This window comes from Streptomyces sp. enrichment culture (assembly GCF_964272855.1).
In the GTDB taxonomy this organism is placed as follows: Bacteria; Actinomycetota; Actinomycetes; order Streptomycetales; family Streptomycetaceae; genus Streptomyces.
In genome coordinates this window covers 646,281-663,218 of sequence record NZ_OZ186847.1, presented here as the reverse complement: position 1 = coordinate 663,218, position 16,938 = coordinate 646,281, and the positions used below count along the sequence as shown (strand labels likewise).

Here is a 16,938-nt window from a genome sequence, read left to right as displayed (position 1 = left end):
CCATGGCAGAGCCGGACGGATCGCCGATCGACGCCGATTCCGATGTGATCGCTCGCGCCAACAGCACACGAGTCGACTTCCCTGACGGCGACGCGGCCCTCCACACACTCTTCTTCTCGTGGGCCGACCGGGCCCCGGAGCTCCCCGCCATCGTTCACCCCGGCGGGGAGCTGACGTACCGCGAGGTCCGCGACCGGGCCGAGGCCCTGGCGAACACACTCGGCGCACGCGGGGTGGAACCCGGTGACATCGTCGCCATCGTCCTGCGGAAGGGATGGGAGCAGGCGGTCGCGGCGCTGGCCGCGCTGCGGGCGGGCGCCGTCTTCGTGCCCGTCGACCCGGATTTCCCGAAGACCCGGATCGAGCACCTGCTCCGGCACTCGCAAGCGCGCTGCGTCATCACCCGCACGGACGTGGACGAACACGTGCGCTGGCCGGAGAACGTCCAGCGCGTACGCGTCGACGAACAGCACGCGGCGCAGGCTGCGCCGCCCGTCGTCACGGCGCCCGACGACCTGGCGTACATCATCTACACCTCCGGTTCGACCGGTGAGCCGAAGGGTGTGATGATCACCCACCGCGGCGCGGTGAACACCCTCCTCGACATCAACTCCCGCTTCGAGGTCCGGCCCGGCGACCGGGTGATCGCGGTGTCCTCCTTCACCTTCGACCTGGCCGTCTACGACATCTTCGGCACGCTCGGCGCCGGGGCCACCATCGTCTTCCCGCCGCACACCGCGGTACCGGACGCGGCGGTCTGGCTGGACACTGTCGGCAGGCACGGCGTGACCATCTGGAACTCGGTGCCGGCGTTGATGGACATGCTGACGGAACTGGCCCGGAGCCGGGACGACGGCGCGGAGACACTGTCCACCCTGCGGCTGGCGCTGCTGAGCGGCGACTGGCTGCCGCTGGCGCTGCCGGACCGCATCCGGGCCCTGGTCCCGGGCGCACGCGTGGTGAGCGCCGGCGGCGCGACCGAAGGGTCCATCTGGTCCATCCTCTATCCCATCGGCGAGGTGGCACCGGACTGGCGCAGCATCCCGTACGGAAAACCGATGGCCAACCAGACGTTCCACATCCTGCGCCCCGACGGCACGCCCTGCCCGGTCGGCGAGGCGGGCGAGCTGCACATCGGCGGCACCGGAGTGAGCGCCGGGTACTGGCGCGATCCGGACCGTACGGCGGCGAGCTTCGTCACCCATCCCCGAACCGGCGAAGCCCTCTACCGAACCGGGGACCTCGGCCGCTACGCGCCCGACGGGAACATCGAGTTCCTCGGGCGCAAGGACTTCCAGGTCAAGATCCAGGGCTTCCGGGTCGAACTGGGCGAGGTGGAGTCCGCGCTGCGCGCGCATCCGGACGTGAAGGACGCCGTCGCCGTCGCCCGGCCCGACCCCGCGGGCGACCGCCGCCTCTACGCCTACGTGACCGTCAGGTCGGCGGAGACCGATGGTGATCACCTGCGGGAATTCCTCCACGAGACGCTGCCGCGCTACATGGTCCCGGATGTGGTGTCCGTCCTGGCCGCCCTGCCCCGCACGGCCAGCGGCAAGGTCGACCGCGCCGCGCTCCCCGAACCGGCACGCCGGACGGATCACCACAGCGGCACCAGGGGGCCGGAGTCGCCCGTCGAGGAAGTCCTGGTGAGCCTGTGGGAGGAGATTCTCGGCGTGACCGCCGTCGGCACCGAGACGAACTTCTTCGACGCCGGCGGGAACTCGCTGGGCGCCTTGCGGCTCATCGCCGCGATCCAGGCCGTGCTCGGCGTGGAGGTGGCGGTCACCCAGGTGCTCGACGCGCCGACCATCCGAGGGCTCTGCGCCGTGCTCGCGGAGGACGAGCCCCTGTGGCGCAAGGCGACCGCGACGGCGCAGCAGCTGCTGCGCGAGGCCTCGACGTCCACCGATGCCACCACAGGTACCTGACGGGGGGAGACACTGTGCGAACAGGGCCCTGCGCCGACTCCGCCGGTGACTGGACCGGCGGTATACCCGCGCGGATCAAGGCTTGCGCGACGCGCACGCCCACCGCACCGGCCGTCCAGTACGACGGCGGTACGTGGACGTACCGACGGCTCGGTGACACCGCGGACCGCATCACGCGCCGCCTCCGGCGGCACGGCGCCGGACCCGGCACGTACGTCGCCGTGCACCTGGACCGTTCTCCCTGGCTCGTCGCGACGGTACTGGCGGTGTGGCAGACGGGCGCAGCCGTCGTGCCTCTCGGCTCCGACCAGCCACCCGACCGGCTGCGGCGCATGCTGGCCGTCGATCCGCCGCGTCTGGGAGTGACCGATCGCCGGCACTCGGAGCTTCCCGAAGGGACGACCTGGCTCGACCTCGCGGACATGATGTCCGCGCCGGACGGCCCCGCCCTCGGTGACACACCGTCGCTCCATCCGGACGACCTCGCCTACGTCTACTTCACGTCGGGTTCCAGCGGAACGCCGAAGGGAATCGCGGGCACGCACGGCGGCGTGCTGAACTATTTCGACCATCTGTGCCGTGAGCGGTACGTAGACGCGGACGACCGGGTGGTCCAGCTCGCCGCGGTCTCCTTCGACGCCTCGCTGCGCGACATGTTCTTCCCGCTCACGGTCGGCGCCCGCACGGTGATCACGCCGAACGGGGGCCGGGACGCCGCCGAGGCGTTGCGGGTGATCGTGGACGCCGGTGTCACGGCCGTCCTCGCGGTCGTGCCCTCGGTGGTGCGTGAACTCGTCCGGGAGGCGGACCGATCGGACGCCCCCGTGCCGGCGGTCCGGGTGATCCTGGTCAGCGGTGAGAGGCTGCACCCCGCGGATGTCGCCGCGATGCGACGGGTCTTCGTGAACGCGAGGATCGTCAACATGTACGGGCCGAGCGAATGCACCATGACCGCCACCGCGTACGAGCTGCCCTCGGCGCCGACCGGCACGTACGTACCGATCGGGCAGCCGATCACCGGTGTGACGGTCCAGCTGCTCGACCGGTCGCTGAATCCGGTCCCGGACGGTCGGCCCGGGGAGGTGTACATCGGCGGAGCGGGGCTGACACAGGGCTACTGGCACCGCCCCGGCATGACGGCGGAACGCTTCGTACCGAACCCCTTCGGGCGCGCGGGTGAGCGGATGTACCGCACCGGCGACACGGCACGGGTGGGTGCGGACGGGTTCCTCGAATTCCTGGGCAGGACGGACAACCAGGTCAAGATCCGCGGACTGCGCGTGGAGCTCGACGAGGTCGAGGCCGCCCTGTCCGCCCTGCCCGCGGTCCGGGAAGCGGCGTGCCGGGCCGGGGACACCGGACTTGTGGCCTACGTGGCCTGGTCGGACAAAGCCCCGCCGCCGGCCATCGGCGAACTGCGGGCGAGCCTGTCAGGAGTGCTGCCGGACCACGCGATACCCACGGCCTTCGTGCCGATGGAGTCCCTGCCCCGCAACCGGACCGGCAAGATCGACCGTCGGGCACTGCCCGAACCGACCGCGGAACGGTCCGCGTTGCTCGGCGCGCCCACCCCGGCGGGCGATCCGCTCGGAGACGCCCTGACCGCGGTCTGGGCCGAGACACTGGACGCGACCGTGGTGGGAGTCCACGACGACTTCTTCGACCTCGGCGGACACTCGCTGCTCGCCATGCGCCTGGCCGCCCGGATCTCCGACGTCCTGGACACCGAGATACCCCTGGCGGCGGTGTTCGAGGCGCCGACCCCGGCGGCCATGGCCGACTTCGTCCGGCGGACGACCGGCGACCGCGCGTCCGCACCCGTGATCGTGCCGGCGCCGGACAAGGGTCCACGGCTCTCGCCGTCCCAGGAGCACATCTGGCGCGTCGACCGCCACCTCGCCCCCGGCAACACCTGCTACAACGTGGCGGGCGTGTTCCGCCTGCACGGCGAGCTGGACGTCGCCTCGCTCACCGACGCCCTGACGGAGATCGTCCGCCGCCACGCGTCCTTGCGCACGGACTTCCCCGAGCAGCACGGCGAGCCGGTGGTCCGCACGCACCCGCCCGCACCGGTCGTCCTGCCCGTCGACGATCTCGGCACCGAGCCGCCGAGTGCGCTGACCGACCGCGTCCGCGCCGCGGTGCGACGCGGCTTCGACCTCGCGAACGGACCGCTGTGGCGTACGGGTCTGATCCGCCTCTCCCGCCAGGAACACGTCTTCCACCTGGTGGCGCACCACATCGTGTTCGACGGGCACTCCATGGGGAACGTCCTGCGGGAGCTGACCGAGCTGTACCGGACGTTCTCGGCCGGGCTGCCGTCGCCGCTGGCGCCCGTGCCGCTCCAGTACCAGGACTTCGCCACCTGGCAGCGGGCGCAGGCCGAGGTGGGGACGTGGGATTCCGAGATCGCCTACTGGCGGGCCCAGTTGGCCGGTGCGACCGCGCTGATCGAGCTGCCGGACGGGTACCCGTACACCGAGGACCGGTACCAGCGTCGCGGGCACCATGCGAACCCGCTGGGCGAGGAGCGGACCCGGCGCCTGCTGCGGCTGGCGGCCCGCGTCCGTGCGACGCCGTCCATGCTGCTGATGAGCGTGTTCCAGGCCGCGTTGTCCCTCTCGTTCGGGCGGGAGACCTTCCACGTGGCGACACCGGTCGCGAACCGCGCTCGTCCCGAGCGCAAGGACATGATCGGCTTCGTGGCGAACACCCTGCTGATCCGCGCCGACGTCACGGCGGATCCGACGCTGTCCACCCTGCTGACGCGGGTCCGGGCCGGTCTGCTCGACGGGCTCGCACACGCCGAGCCGCCACTGGAGAGCGTGTGCGAGGGCCTGGCGGCGTTCCCTTCGGACGTCCACTTCGCCCAGGCGCTGTTCAACATGCAGGAAGCACCCGACGACGGGGGCGGGGTGCCCGGGCTCACCATCACTCCGGTCGATCCGCCCGACGCCTGGTCGCGGTACCCGATCGCCCTGTTCGTCACCCAGCGCCCCGCGGACATCGATCTGCATCTCGTGTACGACAGCGCGCTGTTCGACGGGGAGTGGAAGGATTCGATCGCTCGGATGATCGACCGGTTGATCGACTCCCTGCTCGATGGCGACCATGGCGCCCACGTGCCGATATCCAGGTTCTCGAAGGACACTTGATGGACACGACCCCCAGCGCGCCCGACGTACGTGTGGCGGCACCGGGCAAGTACCCGCTGTTCGCGGTGCTGAGCGCGCACGGCATCTCCCTCGCCGGCAATTCGATGACGTACCTCGCGGTGCCGTGGTTCGTGCTCGACACGACGGGAAGTGCCACGCGGACGGGCCTGGCGGCGGCGGCGTCGTTCCTGCCGATCCTGCTGTCCCTGACGTTCGGCGGCATCGTGGTCGACCGCATCGGCTACCGCCGGGCGAGCGTCATCGCCGACCTCTTCGGCGGGGGGATGGTGGCGCTGATCCCGCTCCTGCACCTCGCGGACGTGCTGACGTTCCCGGTGCTGCTCGTCCTCGTCTTCCTCGGTGCCGCCTTCGACGTGCCGGGAAACGCCGCACGCGAGGCATTGCTGCCCGACCTGGCGCAGCGGTCCGGAATGAGCATCGAACGGGTGTCCAGCGCGCTGGAAGTGGTCGAACGCGGGGCACGCATGGCCGGTGCTCCGCTCGCCGGCGCCCTGATCGCGCTGATCGGTCCGGTCAACGTGCTGCTGGTGGACGCGGGAACGTTCGTCCTGGCGGCGTTGCTCGTCGCCGTGTCCAAGGCGCCGAAGCCCGAGGGCGACGCCGCGAAGGAACCCTATCTCGCGGGTCTGCTGCAGGGTTTCGCCTTCCTGTGGCGGGACCGGCTGCTGCGCTCGGTCGCCTTGCTCCTGGCCACGACGAACATGCTCGACGTGGCGTACGTCAGCGTGGTGCTCCCGGTGTACGGCGACCAGGTCCTTTCGGGTGCGGGAGCGGTCGGCCTGCTCATCGGCACCTCGGCGGTGGCGGGAGTCGCCGGTGGCATCGCCTTCGGCGCGGTGGCCCAACGGCTGCCGCGCCGGCTCCTCTTCACCGTTGCCTTCACATTGGTCGGACTGCCCCGCTGCCTCGTGCTCGCCGCGGAACCCGCCCTGCCGTTGGTCTTCGCGGCGGTCGCGGCGACCGGATTCTGTTCCGGGATGATCAATCCCATCCTGCGCACCGCGCAGTACCACCGGATCCCGGAGAACATGCGTGCCCGGGTGCTGGGCGCGATCTCCGCCGCCGCCTTCGCGACGGTTCCCCTGGGACCGATCGTCGGAGGCGCTCTCGTCGCCCGGGCCGGCCTGACCGGGACCCTCCTCGTCTTCGCCTGCGTCTACGCCGCGGCGGCCTCCAGCCTCGGGATCCTCAAGGTGTGGCGAGACATCGACGCGGTGCCGGGCGAGTCACGGACGCCGCCACAGGAGAAGGAGTGAAGCGTTGCCGGGCTTGAGCCACGACATCAGCATCCGTTCGGTGCCGGTCGCCGGGATCGTCGGCGGCCTCGGCCCGCTGGCCGGTGCTCACCTGTACGAGCGGTTCGTCCGGCTGACCGCGGCCAAGACGGACCAGGACCATTACTCCGCGGTCCTGCTCAGCCGGCCGTTCCCCAGCCGGCTCGGGCATCTCGGCGGGCTACCCGGCGTCGAGTCGCCGCTCCCGCAACTGGTCGCGGCGACCAGGGACCTGCAGTCGCTCGGCTGCACGGTGGTGGCGCTCGCCTCGGCGACGACCCACGCCTACCGGGCGGACGTCCAGGAGCGGACCGGCGCCACCATCGTCGACGGGCTGCGGGCGACCACCCGGGAGCTGACCCGCCGCGGTGCCACCCGGTGCGTGGTGTTCTGCACGTCGCCGACGCGGCGGCAGGGCCTGTACGAACCCTCGTGGCCGGACGACGTCGAACTGCGCTACCCGACGAGCGCGGAGCAGGAGACGCTGGACCGGCTCATCCTCGCGGTGAAGAGCGGCCGGACCGGTCCGGCAGAGGTGAACGTGCTCGGCGAGCTCATCCGCCGCTACCGCCGGCGCGGTTTCACCGCCCTCCTCGGCTGCACCGAGCTTCCGCTGCTGTGGACACCGGACGAGCCGGACGAGACCGTCGTCTCGGTCACCGACGCGATCGCGGCGGCGACGCTGGCCGCGATCAGTGACCTGGCAGCGGGTGGTGACCGACCGCGCTGATCAGTTCGGCGAGCGTCGCCTCGGTGCCGGTGACGATCCTGCGCAGCACCGAGGTGACGCATCGCTCGATGCCCTCGATCATGGCCGGCCCGTACATGCTCCGGTCGTACTGCATCTCGAACTCGTACGGCGTCTCACCGTTGACGATCAGGCTGAGCGGGTAGTTGTTCATCTCACGCACCCGCAGATGCCGCGCGGACATGCCGCCCAAGGCCGTCCGGACCGGATCGTCGACCGGGTAGTTCCCGACCACCACGATGCTGTCGAACAGCGGCTGCCGCGGCGGGATCTCGCTCCACGCGGTGATGTCCGCCAGCGAGGTCTGCTCGGACGGCATCCGGGTCCGGTCCGACTGCACCTCCCGCAGCCAGTCGTCCAGGCGCCGGTCACCGCGTCCCAGCCGGACGCGGACGGGGAGCGTGTTGATGAACAGGCCGATCATCCCCTCCATCCCCGGCCAGTCCGCACGGCCCGACACGGTGGCCCCGAAGACCACGTCGGTGGCGTTCGTGTACCGGCTGAGCATCAGGGCCCACGCGGCCTGGAAGATCGTGCTGGGGGTGACGCGCAGGCGTCGCGCGCAGTCCCGCACCGCGTCGGACAGCTCCGCCGGCAGCTCCCGGCGGTGCACCCCGTACCCCGTGGCGCCGGACGGCTCGACGGGCAGCCTCGTCGGCTCGGTGAACCCCGTGAGGTAGCCGCGCCAGTACCGCTCGTCCGCGCCCGCCTCGCGTCCGCCCTGCCATGCGATGAAGTCCCGGAACGGACGGCGGACGGGCAGCCGCAACTCCGTGCCGTCGGCCAGTGCCTGATACATCGCCAGCACATCGCCGATGAGCATGGTGATGCTCCAGCCGTCGAGCAGGATGTGGTGGGTCTCCACCAGGACACGCCAGTCCGCGGGACCGGTCCTGATCATCGTCACGCGGGCGACCGGAGCCCGTTCGAGATCGAAGGTGTTCCGCCTGCCGTCGTCGAGCAGGTCCTCAAGCGCCTCCCGCTGCCGGGCGGGGTCGCGGTCCGACCAGTCCAGGCGCGTGACCGGGAGGTGCACCTCGCGCTCGACGACCTGAAGCGCCGGAAACACGGCCTTCCAGGTGAACCGGGTACGCAGCAGGGGGGTCCTGCGGACCACCTCCTGCCACGCCCGGGCCATCACCTCAGCGTCGACGTCGCCCAGCTCCCAGCTCACCTGCGTCAGGTAGACGTCGGCGTTGGCCGCGGTGAGCGTGTGGAACAGGATGCCCGTCTGCAGGGTGGACAGCGGGTAGATGTCCTCGATGCCCCGGCAGGAACCGAACAGCCGCCTCAGATCCGCGGTGGACAGGCCGGCGAGCGGGTAGTCCGACGCCGTGCGCCCTCCGCTGTCCGGCAGACGGCAGAACTCGACGATCCGTTCCAGCGCCGCGGTGAATTCACGGGCGACGCTCTCGACGCGGCTCCGGTCGTGGACGGCGGGATCGTGGGACCAGTGCACGACGAGGCGCCCGTCCTGGATCCGGGCATACGCTTCGATCAGGTGGGTACGCGGCCGGCTCGGCGCGTTCTGGGCCCGCAGCGGATTCGGCACCTGCCGGAACAGGGCGTCCCCGCCGGAGGGCGTGTCGATCCGGCCGAGGTAGTTGAACAGGACTTCGGCCCGCGGCAGATCGTCGAGGCGGTGTTCGTCCGCGCGGACGTGCCGCAGCAGGCCGAAGCCGATGCCACGGCGGGGGACCGCGCGCAAGGTCTCCTTCACGGTGGTCAGGCAACCGCCGAGGTCGGCGGGGTCGGCCAGGTCCAGGTACACCGGGAAGACCGAGGTGAACCATCCGACGGTCCGGGTGAGGTCGACGTCGTCGAAGAGCGGCTCCCTGCCGTGGCCCTCCAGATCCACCAACAGCCGCGGCGAACCGGTCCAGGTGCCGAAGGCCAGTGCCAGCGCCGTCATCAGCACATCGTTGACCCGGGTCCGGTAGACGTCGGGCACCTCCTCGATCAGGGCACGCGTGGTGTCGTGGGACACCACGGACTCGAAGTGCTCCGTGTCGCCGTGGGTGCTCCCACCGGGCGGCACCGCACCGTCACGCGGCAGAGGCGGCAGCTCGCGGGGGATCGCGGAGCGCCAGTGGCGTGCCTCGTCGGCCAGTTCGGGCGATCGGGCCAGCTCGTGCAGCCGCTCGGCCCACGTCCGGAAGGAGGTCGTCTTGGCGGGCAGCACGGGTTCGGTCCGGCCGTCGAGGAGCTGACGGCACACCGCGTCGAAGTCCTCGGCCAGGATGCGCCACGAGACGGCGTCCACGCAGAGGTGGTGGACGACCACCAGCAGCACCGGCCTGGCGCCCCGGCGCTCCAGGAGGACCGCTCGCACCATCCGGCCCGCCACCGGGTCGAGCGTCTCGGCCGCCCTTGTCGCGTAGGCGTCCAGCAGGGCGCCGACGTTCGGATCGTCCACGGTGACCCGGTCCAGCCGGTCCTCCGGCCGGTACGGCTCCACCGTCTGGGTCCAGACCTCGCCGTCGCCCGCCCATCGGGTCCTGAGCTGGTCGTGGTGCCGTACCAGGTGGTCGACGGCGGTGGCGATGGTCTCGGCCGGCAGGTCCGCGGTGATCTCCAGCGCCAGGCACTGCGTCTGGTAGTCCCGGCGGGCGTCGCCGACCGACACGAAGGAACGCTGGATCGGGGTGAGCGGCACCGGCCCGGTGACCTCGCCCTGCTCCGCCAGGCGCACAGCCGCGCCGGCGTCGTCCGGCTCGGCCGCGACCGCGGCCAGTTCGGCGAGGGTCTGGTGCTGGAAGAGCTGGTTGGGGCGGAGCGGCAGTCCGGAGGCGGCCGCCAGGGACGTCACCTCGATCGCGCGGATCGAGTCACCGCCGAGCGCGAAGAAGTTGTCGTGCACGCCGACCTCGTCCAGGCGCAGCACCGTCTGCCACACCTCGCCCAGGAGCCGCTCCGCCTCGGTGCGCGGTGCGACCACCGCCGGACGGTCGGACGGAACGGTGGCGGCCGGAAGCGCGGCCATGTCCACCTTGCCGTTGCGGTTGAGGGGCAGGGAACCGAGGACGACGAACGCCGACGGCACCAGGTAACTCGGCAGGCGGTCCGACAACGCGGCGCGCAGTGCCGTGGACAGCCGGCCGGGGTCCGCGGTGTCCCGCGGGACCACGTAGGCCACCAGCCGCTTGTCACCGGACGCGTCCTGCCTCGCCACCACGACGGCCTGGCGAACGGCGGGATGGGCCATCAGCTGGCTCTGGATCTCGCCGGGCTCGATCCGGACTCCGCGGATCTTCACCTGGTGGTCGGTGCGGCCGAGGAATTCGAGCGTCCCGTCGGGAAGCCACCGCACGAGGTCGCCCGTGCGGTACATCCGGCTGCCGGGCGGGCCGAAGGGATTGGGCAGAAAGCGTTCGGCGGTCATGCCCGGCTGGTGGAGATAGCCTCGGGCGAGCTGTACACCCGCGAGGTACAACTCACCGGCCGCGCCCTGCGGGACGGGGTTCCCCGCGGCGTCGAGCACGTACAACCGGGTGTTCCACACGGCGCGACCGAGCGAGGCCTTCTCCGCTCCCGGCCGCAGGGTGCATCCGGTGACCTGGATGGAGGCCTCGGCCGGGCCGTACTGGTTGTGCAGCACGGCGTCGAAGGTCCCGTGGAAGCGGCTGACCAGCTCGGTGGTGATGGCCTCGCCCCCGCAGATCACCAGACGCAGTCCCGCGCATTCGGCGGCCGCCGGCTCGGCGACGAAGAACTGCAGCATGGACGGCACGAAGTGGGCGACGGTGATTCCCGTGTCCCTGATCAGGCCGGCGAGGTACTTCGGATTCCCCTGCTCGCCGGGGCGGGCCGGCACCACCGCGGCGCCGGTGGTGAGCGGCCAGAAGACCTCCCACACGGACACGTCGAAACCGAACGGCGCCTTGTGCAGCACCCGGTCCCCGGCCGACAGTCCGTGCTCGCTCTGCAGCCAGGTCAGGTAGTTGACGATGCCGGCGTGCGGCGTGACGACACACTTGGGGCGCCCGGTGGAGCCCGACGTGTGGATGGCGTACGCGAGGTTGTCCGCGACGGTGGCGACGACCGGCGGCGTGGTGGGGAACCCCTCGGTGGTGGCCCAGTCGCGTTCGAAGACGTAGGTGACGCCGTCCCACGCGGGAATCGCGGTCTGCCGGGCCTGGGTGATCAGCATCGACGCGCCGGCGTCGGTGAGCAGCGACGCCAGCCGGTCGACGGGCTGGTCCGGGTCGAGCGCCAGAAAGAGGCCACCGGCCTTCAGGACGGCCAGGACGGCGACGACGTACTCGGCGGACCGCTCGACCCGGACGCCGATCGTCGACTCGGTCCCGGCACCGAGCGCGCGCAGATGATGGGCCAGCGCGTTGGCGCGGTCGTCGAGCTCCCGATAGGTCAGCCGGCCGTCCTCGGTGATCACCGCGACAGCGTCCGGAGTGCGTGCGGCCTGCGCCTCGACGAGTGCGTGCAGGCAACGGCCTGCCACGCCCGGCTCGTCGGTGTCGTTCCACTCCTCCAGGACACGGACGCGCTCCCGCTCGGCGAACACCGGCAGTGCGGACAGCCTGCTGTCCGGGCGGGACACGACTCCCTGGAGCAGGGCACCGAAATTGTCGGCGAACCGCTCGATGGTCGACTCGTCGTACAGATCGGTGGAGTACTCGATCCGGCCGACGAGGTCCCGGCCGCTCTCGGTGAACTCCAGGGAGAGATCGAACTTGCTCGTGTGCGTCGCGACGGGCATCGACTCGACGCGGAGTCCGGGCAGGGTCAGGTCGTCGCCGGGTACGGCGGCGGGCCCGGCCGGGGGAACCCGGGCGGAATCGAGGTTCTGCCGTTCGTAGACCTGGAAGTTCACCTGGGCCAGCGGTTGCACGCTCAGATTGCGCGTCGGCCGCAGCTCGTCCACCAGGTTCTCGAACGGCAGCTCCTGGTGATCGTAGGCTTCCAGCGCGGTGTCGCGCACCCGCCTGACGAGTTCGGTGAACGGCGGATCACCGGACAGATCGGTCCTGAGCACCAGGTTGTTGACGAAGAAGCCGATCAGCGGCTCCAGTTCGACCTGGCCACGGCCGACGACCGGAGAGCCGACGACGACGTCGGTCTCGCCGCAGTACCGGGAGAGCTGCAGCTTGAACGCGGCGAGCAGCACCATGAACAACGTCGCGTCCTGTGCTCGGGCGATCTCCCGCAACGGCAGCAGAGCCTGCTCGGGCACGGTGAACGTGTGCTGCGCACCGCCGAAGGACGGCAGGGCGCGGCGCTGCCGGTCCGGAGGCAGGGTGAGGATCTGTGGTGTGCCGTCCAACCGCGCTCTCCAGTGGGCGAGTTCCCGTCGCATCCTCTCCCCGGACATCGTCCGGCGCTGCCACACGGCGAAATCCGCGTACTGCACGGCGAGTTCCGGCAGGTTCGGCGAACTCCCGTCGTGTGCCGCGGCGTACAGCGCGGCGATCTCCCTGAACATCACACCGAGCGACCAGGTGTCGGTCACGATGTGGTGCAGTGTGATCAGCAGGACATGGTCGTCGGCGGCCAGTTCGATCAGTTTGAGCCGGAACAGCGGGCCGGCTTCCAGATCGAAGGGCACCTTGGCCTCGGCATCGGCCAGGCGGACGGCTTCGCTCTCCCGGTCCGGCATCCCGGCCAGACTCACCACCGGGATGTCGACGGGACGGGGCGCGCCGATCACTTGAACGGGGCTTCCCGCGCGCACGGCGAAGGTGGTCCGCAGCGCCTCGTGGCGGGCGACCACGCCCGTGAACGCCTGCCGCAGAGCGGAGCGGTCCAGCGGGCCGCGCAGCCGGTAGGCCAGCGGCGCGTTGTACAAAGAGCGGTCGGACAGCAACCGGTCGAGAGTCCACAGCCGTTGCTGGGCGGACGAGAGCGGCAGGTCCGAGGCCCGGTCGGCAGGACCGATCCGATGGGAGTGGCCCTCGCGGGCGATCAAGAGATCCAGCAGGCGCTGCCTCTTCGCGACCGATCGGGCCTGTGCGTCCGCACTCATCCTCGATGCCCTCGCTTCTGATGCCATGTGGGGGACTCACCGGGTTCGCTGCCCACTATGGCTACGTGTGCTGGTGCGGCACCGACACGTCCGTGATCGGCCGGCCACGAGGACACCGCAGGTCGCGCTGGTGGCCGTCGGTGCGCATGGGAGTGTTACGGGTCGGGTACGGGCGCGGCGGCACCGGTCCCGGGCCCGCTCCGCCCCTCGTCCGGCGCACAGGCCCGTGACCACGCCGCCTCCACCCGACGTCCGCACAAGCATTCCGTAGGCGACCCGTACCCGATCCGGCACAGGTCGCGATCACCAGCGGATACCGATGCCCGCGTCGCTGATCTCGGCGAGCCTCGAACGCCCGTCCACTGACAAGCGGGCGTTCCACGATGGGCCAGCAGCGAAACTCGTGAAAGAGGGCCCGTGATGCGTCAGTCCACAGACGAGGCAGCCGGTCCGCTGAGGACGACCAGTGGGCATGCGCCGAACGCCGAGCACCAGGTCACCGCGGAGTACCACCAGCAGGTCGTCGAAGCGAACGCGACCGAGGTGACACACCCCGTCACCCCGGTCCACGTCCAGGTCGCCGCGCGGGCCGCGGAGCGCCCGGACGCGGTCGCCGTGACCGACGGGACACGGTCCCTGACCTACGGGGAGCTCGACGCCGGCGCCGCCCGGCTGGCTCGTCGTCTGTGTGAGGCGGGCGCGGCCACGGAGGTCGCCGTGTCCATCTGCCTGCCGCGCTCGGTCGAGTTGATCACGACCATGCTGGCCGTGCTCAAGGCGGGCGGCGCCTACGTACCACTGGATCCCGAGCACCCCGACGCGCGCCTCGCGTACCTGCTGACGGACTCCGGTGCGCCCCTCCTCGTCACCACGGACGACATCCGGGCACGGCTCTCCGTTTCCGACGGCGTCCGAGTCATCCGACCGGACGACCGCGGCGCCGATCCGATCGACACCCCGGTGGATCCCGCCAATTTGGCCTACGTCATCCACACGTCCGGATCGACGGGACGGCCGAAGGGCGTCGCGGTCACGCACGCGGGGCTCGCCAACCTGGTGGCGTGGCACCTGGACGCCTACCGGATCGGCCCCACCGACCACATCGGACAGTGCGCCGCCGTCGGATTCGATGCGTCGGTCTGGGAGATCTGGCCCGCGCTGGCCGCCGGAGCGACCTTGCACATCGCCGGGGACGAGGAGCGGCTGCGGCCGGACCTGCTGCTCGACTGGCTGGCGGACCACCGGATCACCGTCACGTTCCTGCCGACTCCGCTCGCCGCGGAGGTCCTGAAGCTGCCGTCGCCGCCGGGCCTGACGCTGCGCGCTCTGCTCACCGGCGGCGACAGGCTCGGCGCGCGGCCCCGGCCGGACGCCGGATACCAGCTGATCAACCACTACGGACCGACCGAGGCCACCGTGGTCACCACGGCCGGCGTCGTCCCGCCGCGCACCGGGTCGTGGCAGGCGCCTTCGATCGGACGGCCGATCGACAACGTACGCACCTACATCCTGGACCCCACCTCGCGGCCGGTCCCGGTGGGAGTCGCCGGTGAACTGCACATCGCGGGAGCGGGCCTCGCCCGTGGGTATCTCGGCAGCCCGGGGCTGACCGCCGAGCGATTCGTTCCCGATCCCTTCGCCGCCCGGCCGGGGGAGCGGATGTACCGCACGGGAGATCTCGCCCGATACCGCCCCGACGGCGCGATCGAGTTCGTCGGGCGCATCGACGGACAGGTCAGCATCGGCGGTGTCCGCGTCGAGACCGGGGAGATAGAAGCCAGACTCAGGGACCACCCGGCGGTCGCCGAAGCCGTGGTCACCGCGCGCGTCGGCGACCGTGGGAACACGTACCTCGTCGGCCATGTCACCCCTGTGGCAGGTGCCACGATCGACATCGACGCCGTCCGGGACCATCTGGTGGATCACCTGCCGAGTCAGATGGTTCCGCCGGTCCTCGTGCCGCTGCGACGCCTGCCCCTCACCCCGAACGGCAAGATAGACGTCGGCCGTCTCCCGGTACCGGAGCCGTCCGGTGCCGGCACGCCACGCGATCAGCTGGAGGAGCTGATCGCCGCGGTCTGGGCTCTGGTGCTGGACCTGCCGGAGCCCGACCGGATCGACATCCACGCCGACTTCCTGACGCTGGGCGGCCATTCCCTGCTCGCCCACCAGGTGATCACCCGCGTCAACGCGACGTTCGACCTCGACCTGTCGGTGCGCGCACTGTTCGGCGCGCCCACCATCGCGTCGCTCGCCGCCGTGGTCCGTCACGCCGCCGCGCCAGGGCGGATCGAGACCGTCACCCGGCTGGCCCGTCAGGTCGACGCGATGTCCGACGACGAGATCGAACGGCGGCTCGCCGAGCAGCCGGCCGTGGACCACACCGCTGCCCAAGGATGGGAAGGAGCGCAGGCAGATGACCGCGACCGAGGATGACGACCAGTCCTATCTCGTCGTCGTGAACGACGAGGAACAGTACTCGATCTGGCCGGAGGGCCGGAACGTCCCGGCGGGCTGGAAGCCGGTGGGCACGGGCCGTCCGAAGCAGGACTGTCTCGCCTACATCGAAACGGTGTGGACCGACATGCGGCCGCGCAGCCTGCGTGAGCGCATGGCGGGCTCCTGAGCGGGCCGGACAGGCGACGGCACCGGGATGACGAGGAGTCAGATGACCAGAGTTCCCACCAGAGCGTCCGTCGTGATCATCGGCGGCGGAATCGTCGGGGTCAGCGCCGCCTACCATCTGGCGGCCGCCGGAGTGCCCGACGTCGTACTCGTCGAACGCGGCGCCCTGGGCTCCGGATCCACCAGCCGTGCCGCGGGCGGATTCCGCGCCCAGTTCTCGGACCGCGTCAACATCGAGCTGGCGACGCGCAGCATCGAGACGTACGTGCGTTTCGGCGAGCGCTTCGGCCAGGACATCGACCTGCGTCAGGTGGGGTACCTCTTCCTGCTGGACCAGCCGGAGACCGTGCCCGAGTTCGAGTCGGCCGTCGCCCTCCAGAACGAACTCGGCGTGCCCAGCCGGATGATCTCGGTGGCCGAGGCGCGGCGTCTGTCGCCGCTGATCGGCACCGACGGTCTCGTGGCGGCCGTGTACTCCCCGACGGACGGACACTGCACGCCCGAATCGGCCGTGCTCGGCTTCGCCACCACCGCCCGCAGGCTGGGTGCGCGGCTGGTCACCCACTGCGCCGCCACCGGCATCGAGTACGACGGCGACCGGATCACCGCGGTCCGCACCGAGGCCGCCCGGATCGAGACCGACACGGTCATCTGCGCGGCCGGCACCTGGTCCCGCGAAGTGGGCGCATGGGCCGGCGTCGACCTTCCCGTCGACCCCCTGCGGCGGCAGATCGTGCTCACCGAACCGATCGACGGCATCGATCCGGCGACCCCCTTCACCATCGATTTCGGCACCGCCTTCTACTTCCGCGCGGAGGGCGCCGGGCTGCTGCTGGGAATGTCCGATCCCGACGAGAAGCCCGGGTTCGACACGAACCGGTCGGAGGGCTGGCTTGCGGGACTCGCCACGGCCGTGCAGCGAAGGGCACCCGCGCTCGCGGACGTGGGCCTCACCACGGGCTGGGCGGGCCTCTACGAGATGACCCCCGATCACAACGCGCTGATCGGAACGGGCGGCACGGACGGGCGGTTCCTCTACGCCGCCGGGTTCTCCGGACACGGCTTCATGATGGGCCCCGCCGTCGGCGAGGTCCTGCGTGACCTCTACCTGGGACGGCCGGCCTTCACCGACATCAGCGGCTTCCACGCCGGCCGGTTCGCCGACGCCGCGGCCCGCCCCGAATTGAACGTCGTGTGACCACCAACA

The 16,938-nt window shown here is 71.1% G+C and carries 8 protein-coding genes; 7 read left to right on the top strand and 1 reads right to left on the bottom strand.

What is annotated here, in order from left to right; translation table 11 throughout:
* Positions 1–2: 2 nt before the first annotated feature.
* The 4 genes from ACSU6L_RS02725 to ACSU6L_RS02710 are packed head-to-tail and all read left to right on the top strand — an operon-like array spanning position 3 to position 7,108.
* Complete coding sequence (locus ACSU6L_RS02725) at positions 3–1,928, top strand: amino acid adenylation domain-containing protein (RefSeq protein WP_437053132.1); 1,926 nt, start codon at positions 3–5, stop codon at positions 1,926–1,928.
* A gap of 14 nt (positions 1,929–1,942) precedes the next feature.
* Positions 1,943–5,083, top strand: coding sequence for an amino acid adenylation domain-containing protein (locus ACSU6L_RS02720; RefSeq protein WP_437053130.1), 3,141 nt, complete (start codon positions 1,943–1,945; stop codon positions 5,081–5,083).
* Positions 5,083–6,360: an MFS transporter gene (locus ACSU6L_RS02715; RefSeq protein WP_437053128.1), complete on the top strand. Its 1,278-nt coding sequence runs from the start codon at positions 5,083–5,085 to the stop codon at positions 6,358–6,360. The genes ACSU6L_RS02720 and ACSU6L_RS02715 overlap by 1 nt, the downstream gene beginning before the upstream one ends.
* Before the next feature lie 4 nt (positions 6,361–6,364).
* Positions 6,365–7,108 (top strand): aspartate/glutamate racemase family protein, encoded by a 744-nt coding sequence (locus tag ACSU6L_RS02710; RefSeq protein WP_437053126.1) that lies wholly within the window; start codon positions 6,365–6,367, stop codon positions 7,106–7,108.
* On the opposite strand, the gene ACSU6L_RS02705 is transcribed toward ACSU6L_RS02710, so the two are convergent.
* Positions 7,071–13,106: an amino acid adenylation domain-containing protein gene (locus ACSU6L_RS02705; protein ID WP_437053124.1), complete on the bottom strand. Its 6,036-nt coding sequence runs from the start codon at positions 13,104–13,106 to the stop codon at positions 7,071–7,073. The two genes, ACSU6L_RS02710 and ACSU6L_RS02705, sit on opposite strands and share 38 nt — an antisense overlap.
* A 420-nt stretch (positions 13,107–13,526) precedes the next feature.
* Here ACSU6L_RS02705 and ACSU6L_RS02700 point away from each other — a divergent pair, with 420 nt between their 5' ends.
* Genes ACSU6L_RS02700 through ACSU6L_RS02690 form a run of 3 tightly spaced genes read left to right on the top strand, consistent with a single transcriptional unit; the run spans position 13,527 to position 16,929 of the window.
* Positions 13,527–15,542, top strand: coding sequence for a non-ribosomal peptide synthetase (locus ACSU6L_RS02700; protein WP_437053122.1), 2,016 nt, complete (start codon positions 13,527–13,529; stop codon positions 15,540–15,542).
* Complete coding sequence (locus ACSU6L_RS02695) at positions 15,523–15,732, top strand: MbtH family protein (protein ID WP_437053120.1); 210 nt, start codon at positions 15,523–15,525, stop codon at positions 15,730–15,732. The genes ACSU6L_RS02700 and ACSU6L_RS02695 overlap by 20 nt, the downstream gene beginning before the upstream one ends.
* A 42-nt stretch (positions 15,733–15,774) precedes the next feature.
* A complete protein-coding gene (locus ACSU6L_RS02690) occupies positions 15,775–16,929 on the top strand; it encodes an NAD(P)/FAD-dependent oxidoreductase (RefSeq protein WP_437053118.1) in 1,155 nt (384 codons plus the stop codon).
* The last annotated feature ends 9 nt before the right edge of the window (positions 16,930–16,938 follow it).

Excerpts from the sequence above, each read along its gene's own strand:
- ACSU6L_RS02705 (WP_437053124.1), bottom strand. The coding sequence starts at position 13,106 with ATGAGTGCGGACGCACAGGCCCGATCGGTCGCGAAGAGGCAGCGCCTG.
- ACSU6L_RS02715 (WP_437053128.1), top strand. The coding sequence starts at position 5,083 with ATGGACACGACCCCCAGCGCGCCCGACGTACGTGTGGCGGCACCGGGC.
- ACSU6L_RS02725 (WP_437053132.1), top strand. The coding sequence starts at position 3 with ATGGCAGAGCCGGACGGATCGCCGATCGACGCCGATTCCGATGTGATC.
- ACSU6L_RS02700 (WP_437053122.1), top strand. The coding sequence starts at position 13,527 with ATGCGTCAGTCCACAGACGAGGCAGCCGGTCCGCTGAGGACGACCAGT.
- ACSU6L_RS02695 (WP_437053120.1), top strand. The coding sequence starts at position 15,523 with ATGACCGCGACCGAGGATGACGACCAGTCCTATCTCGTCGTCGTGAAC.
- ACSU6L_RS02690 (WP_437053118.1), top strand. The coding sequence starts at position 15,775 with ATGACCAGAGTTCCCACCAGAGCGTCCGTCGTGATCATCGGCGGCGGA.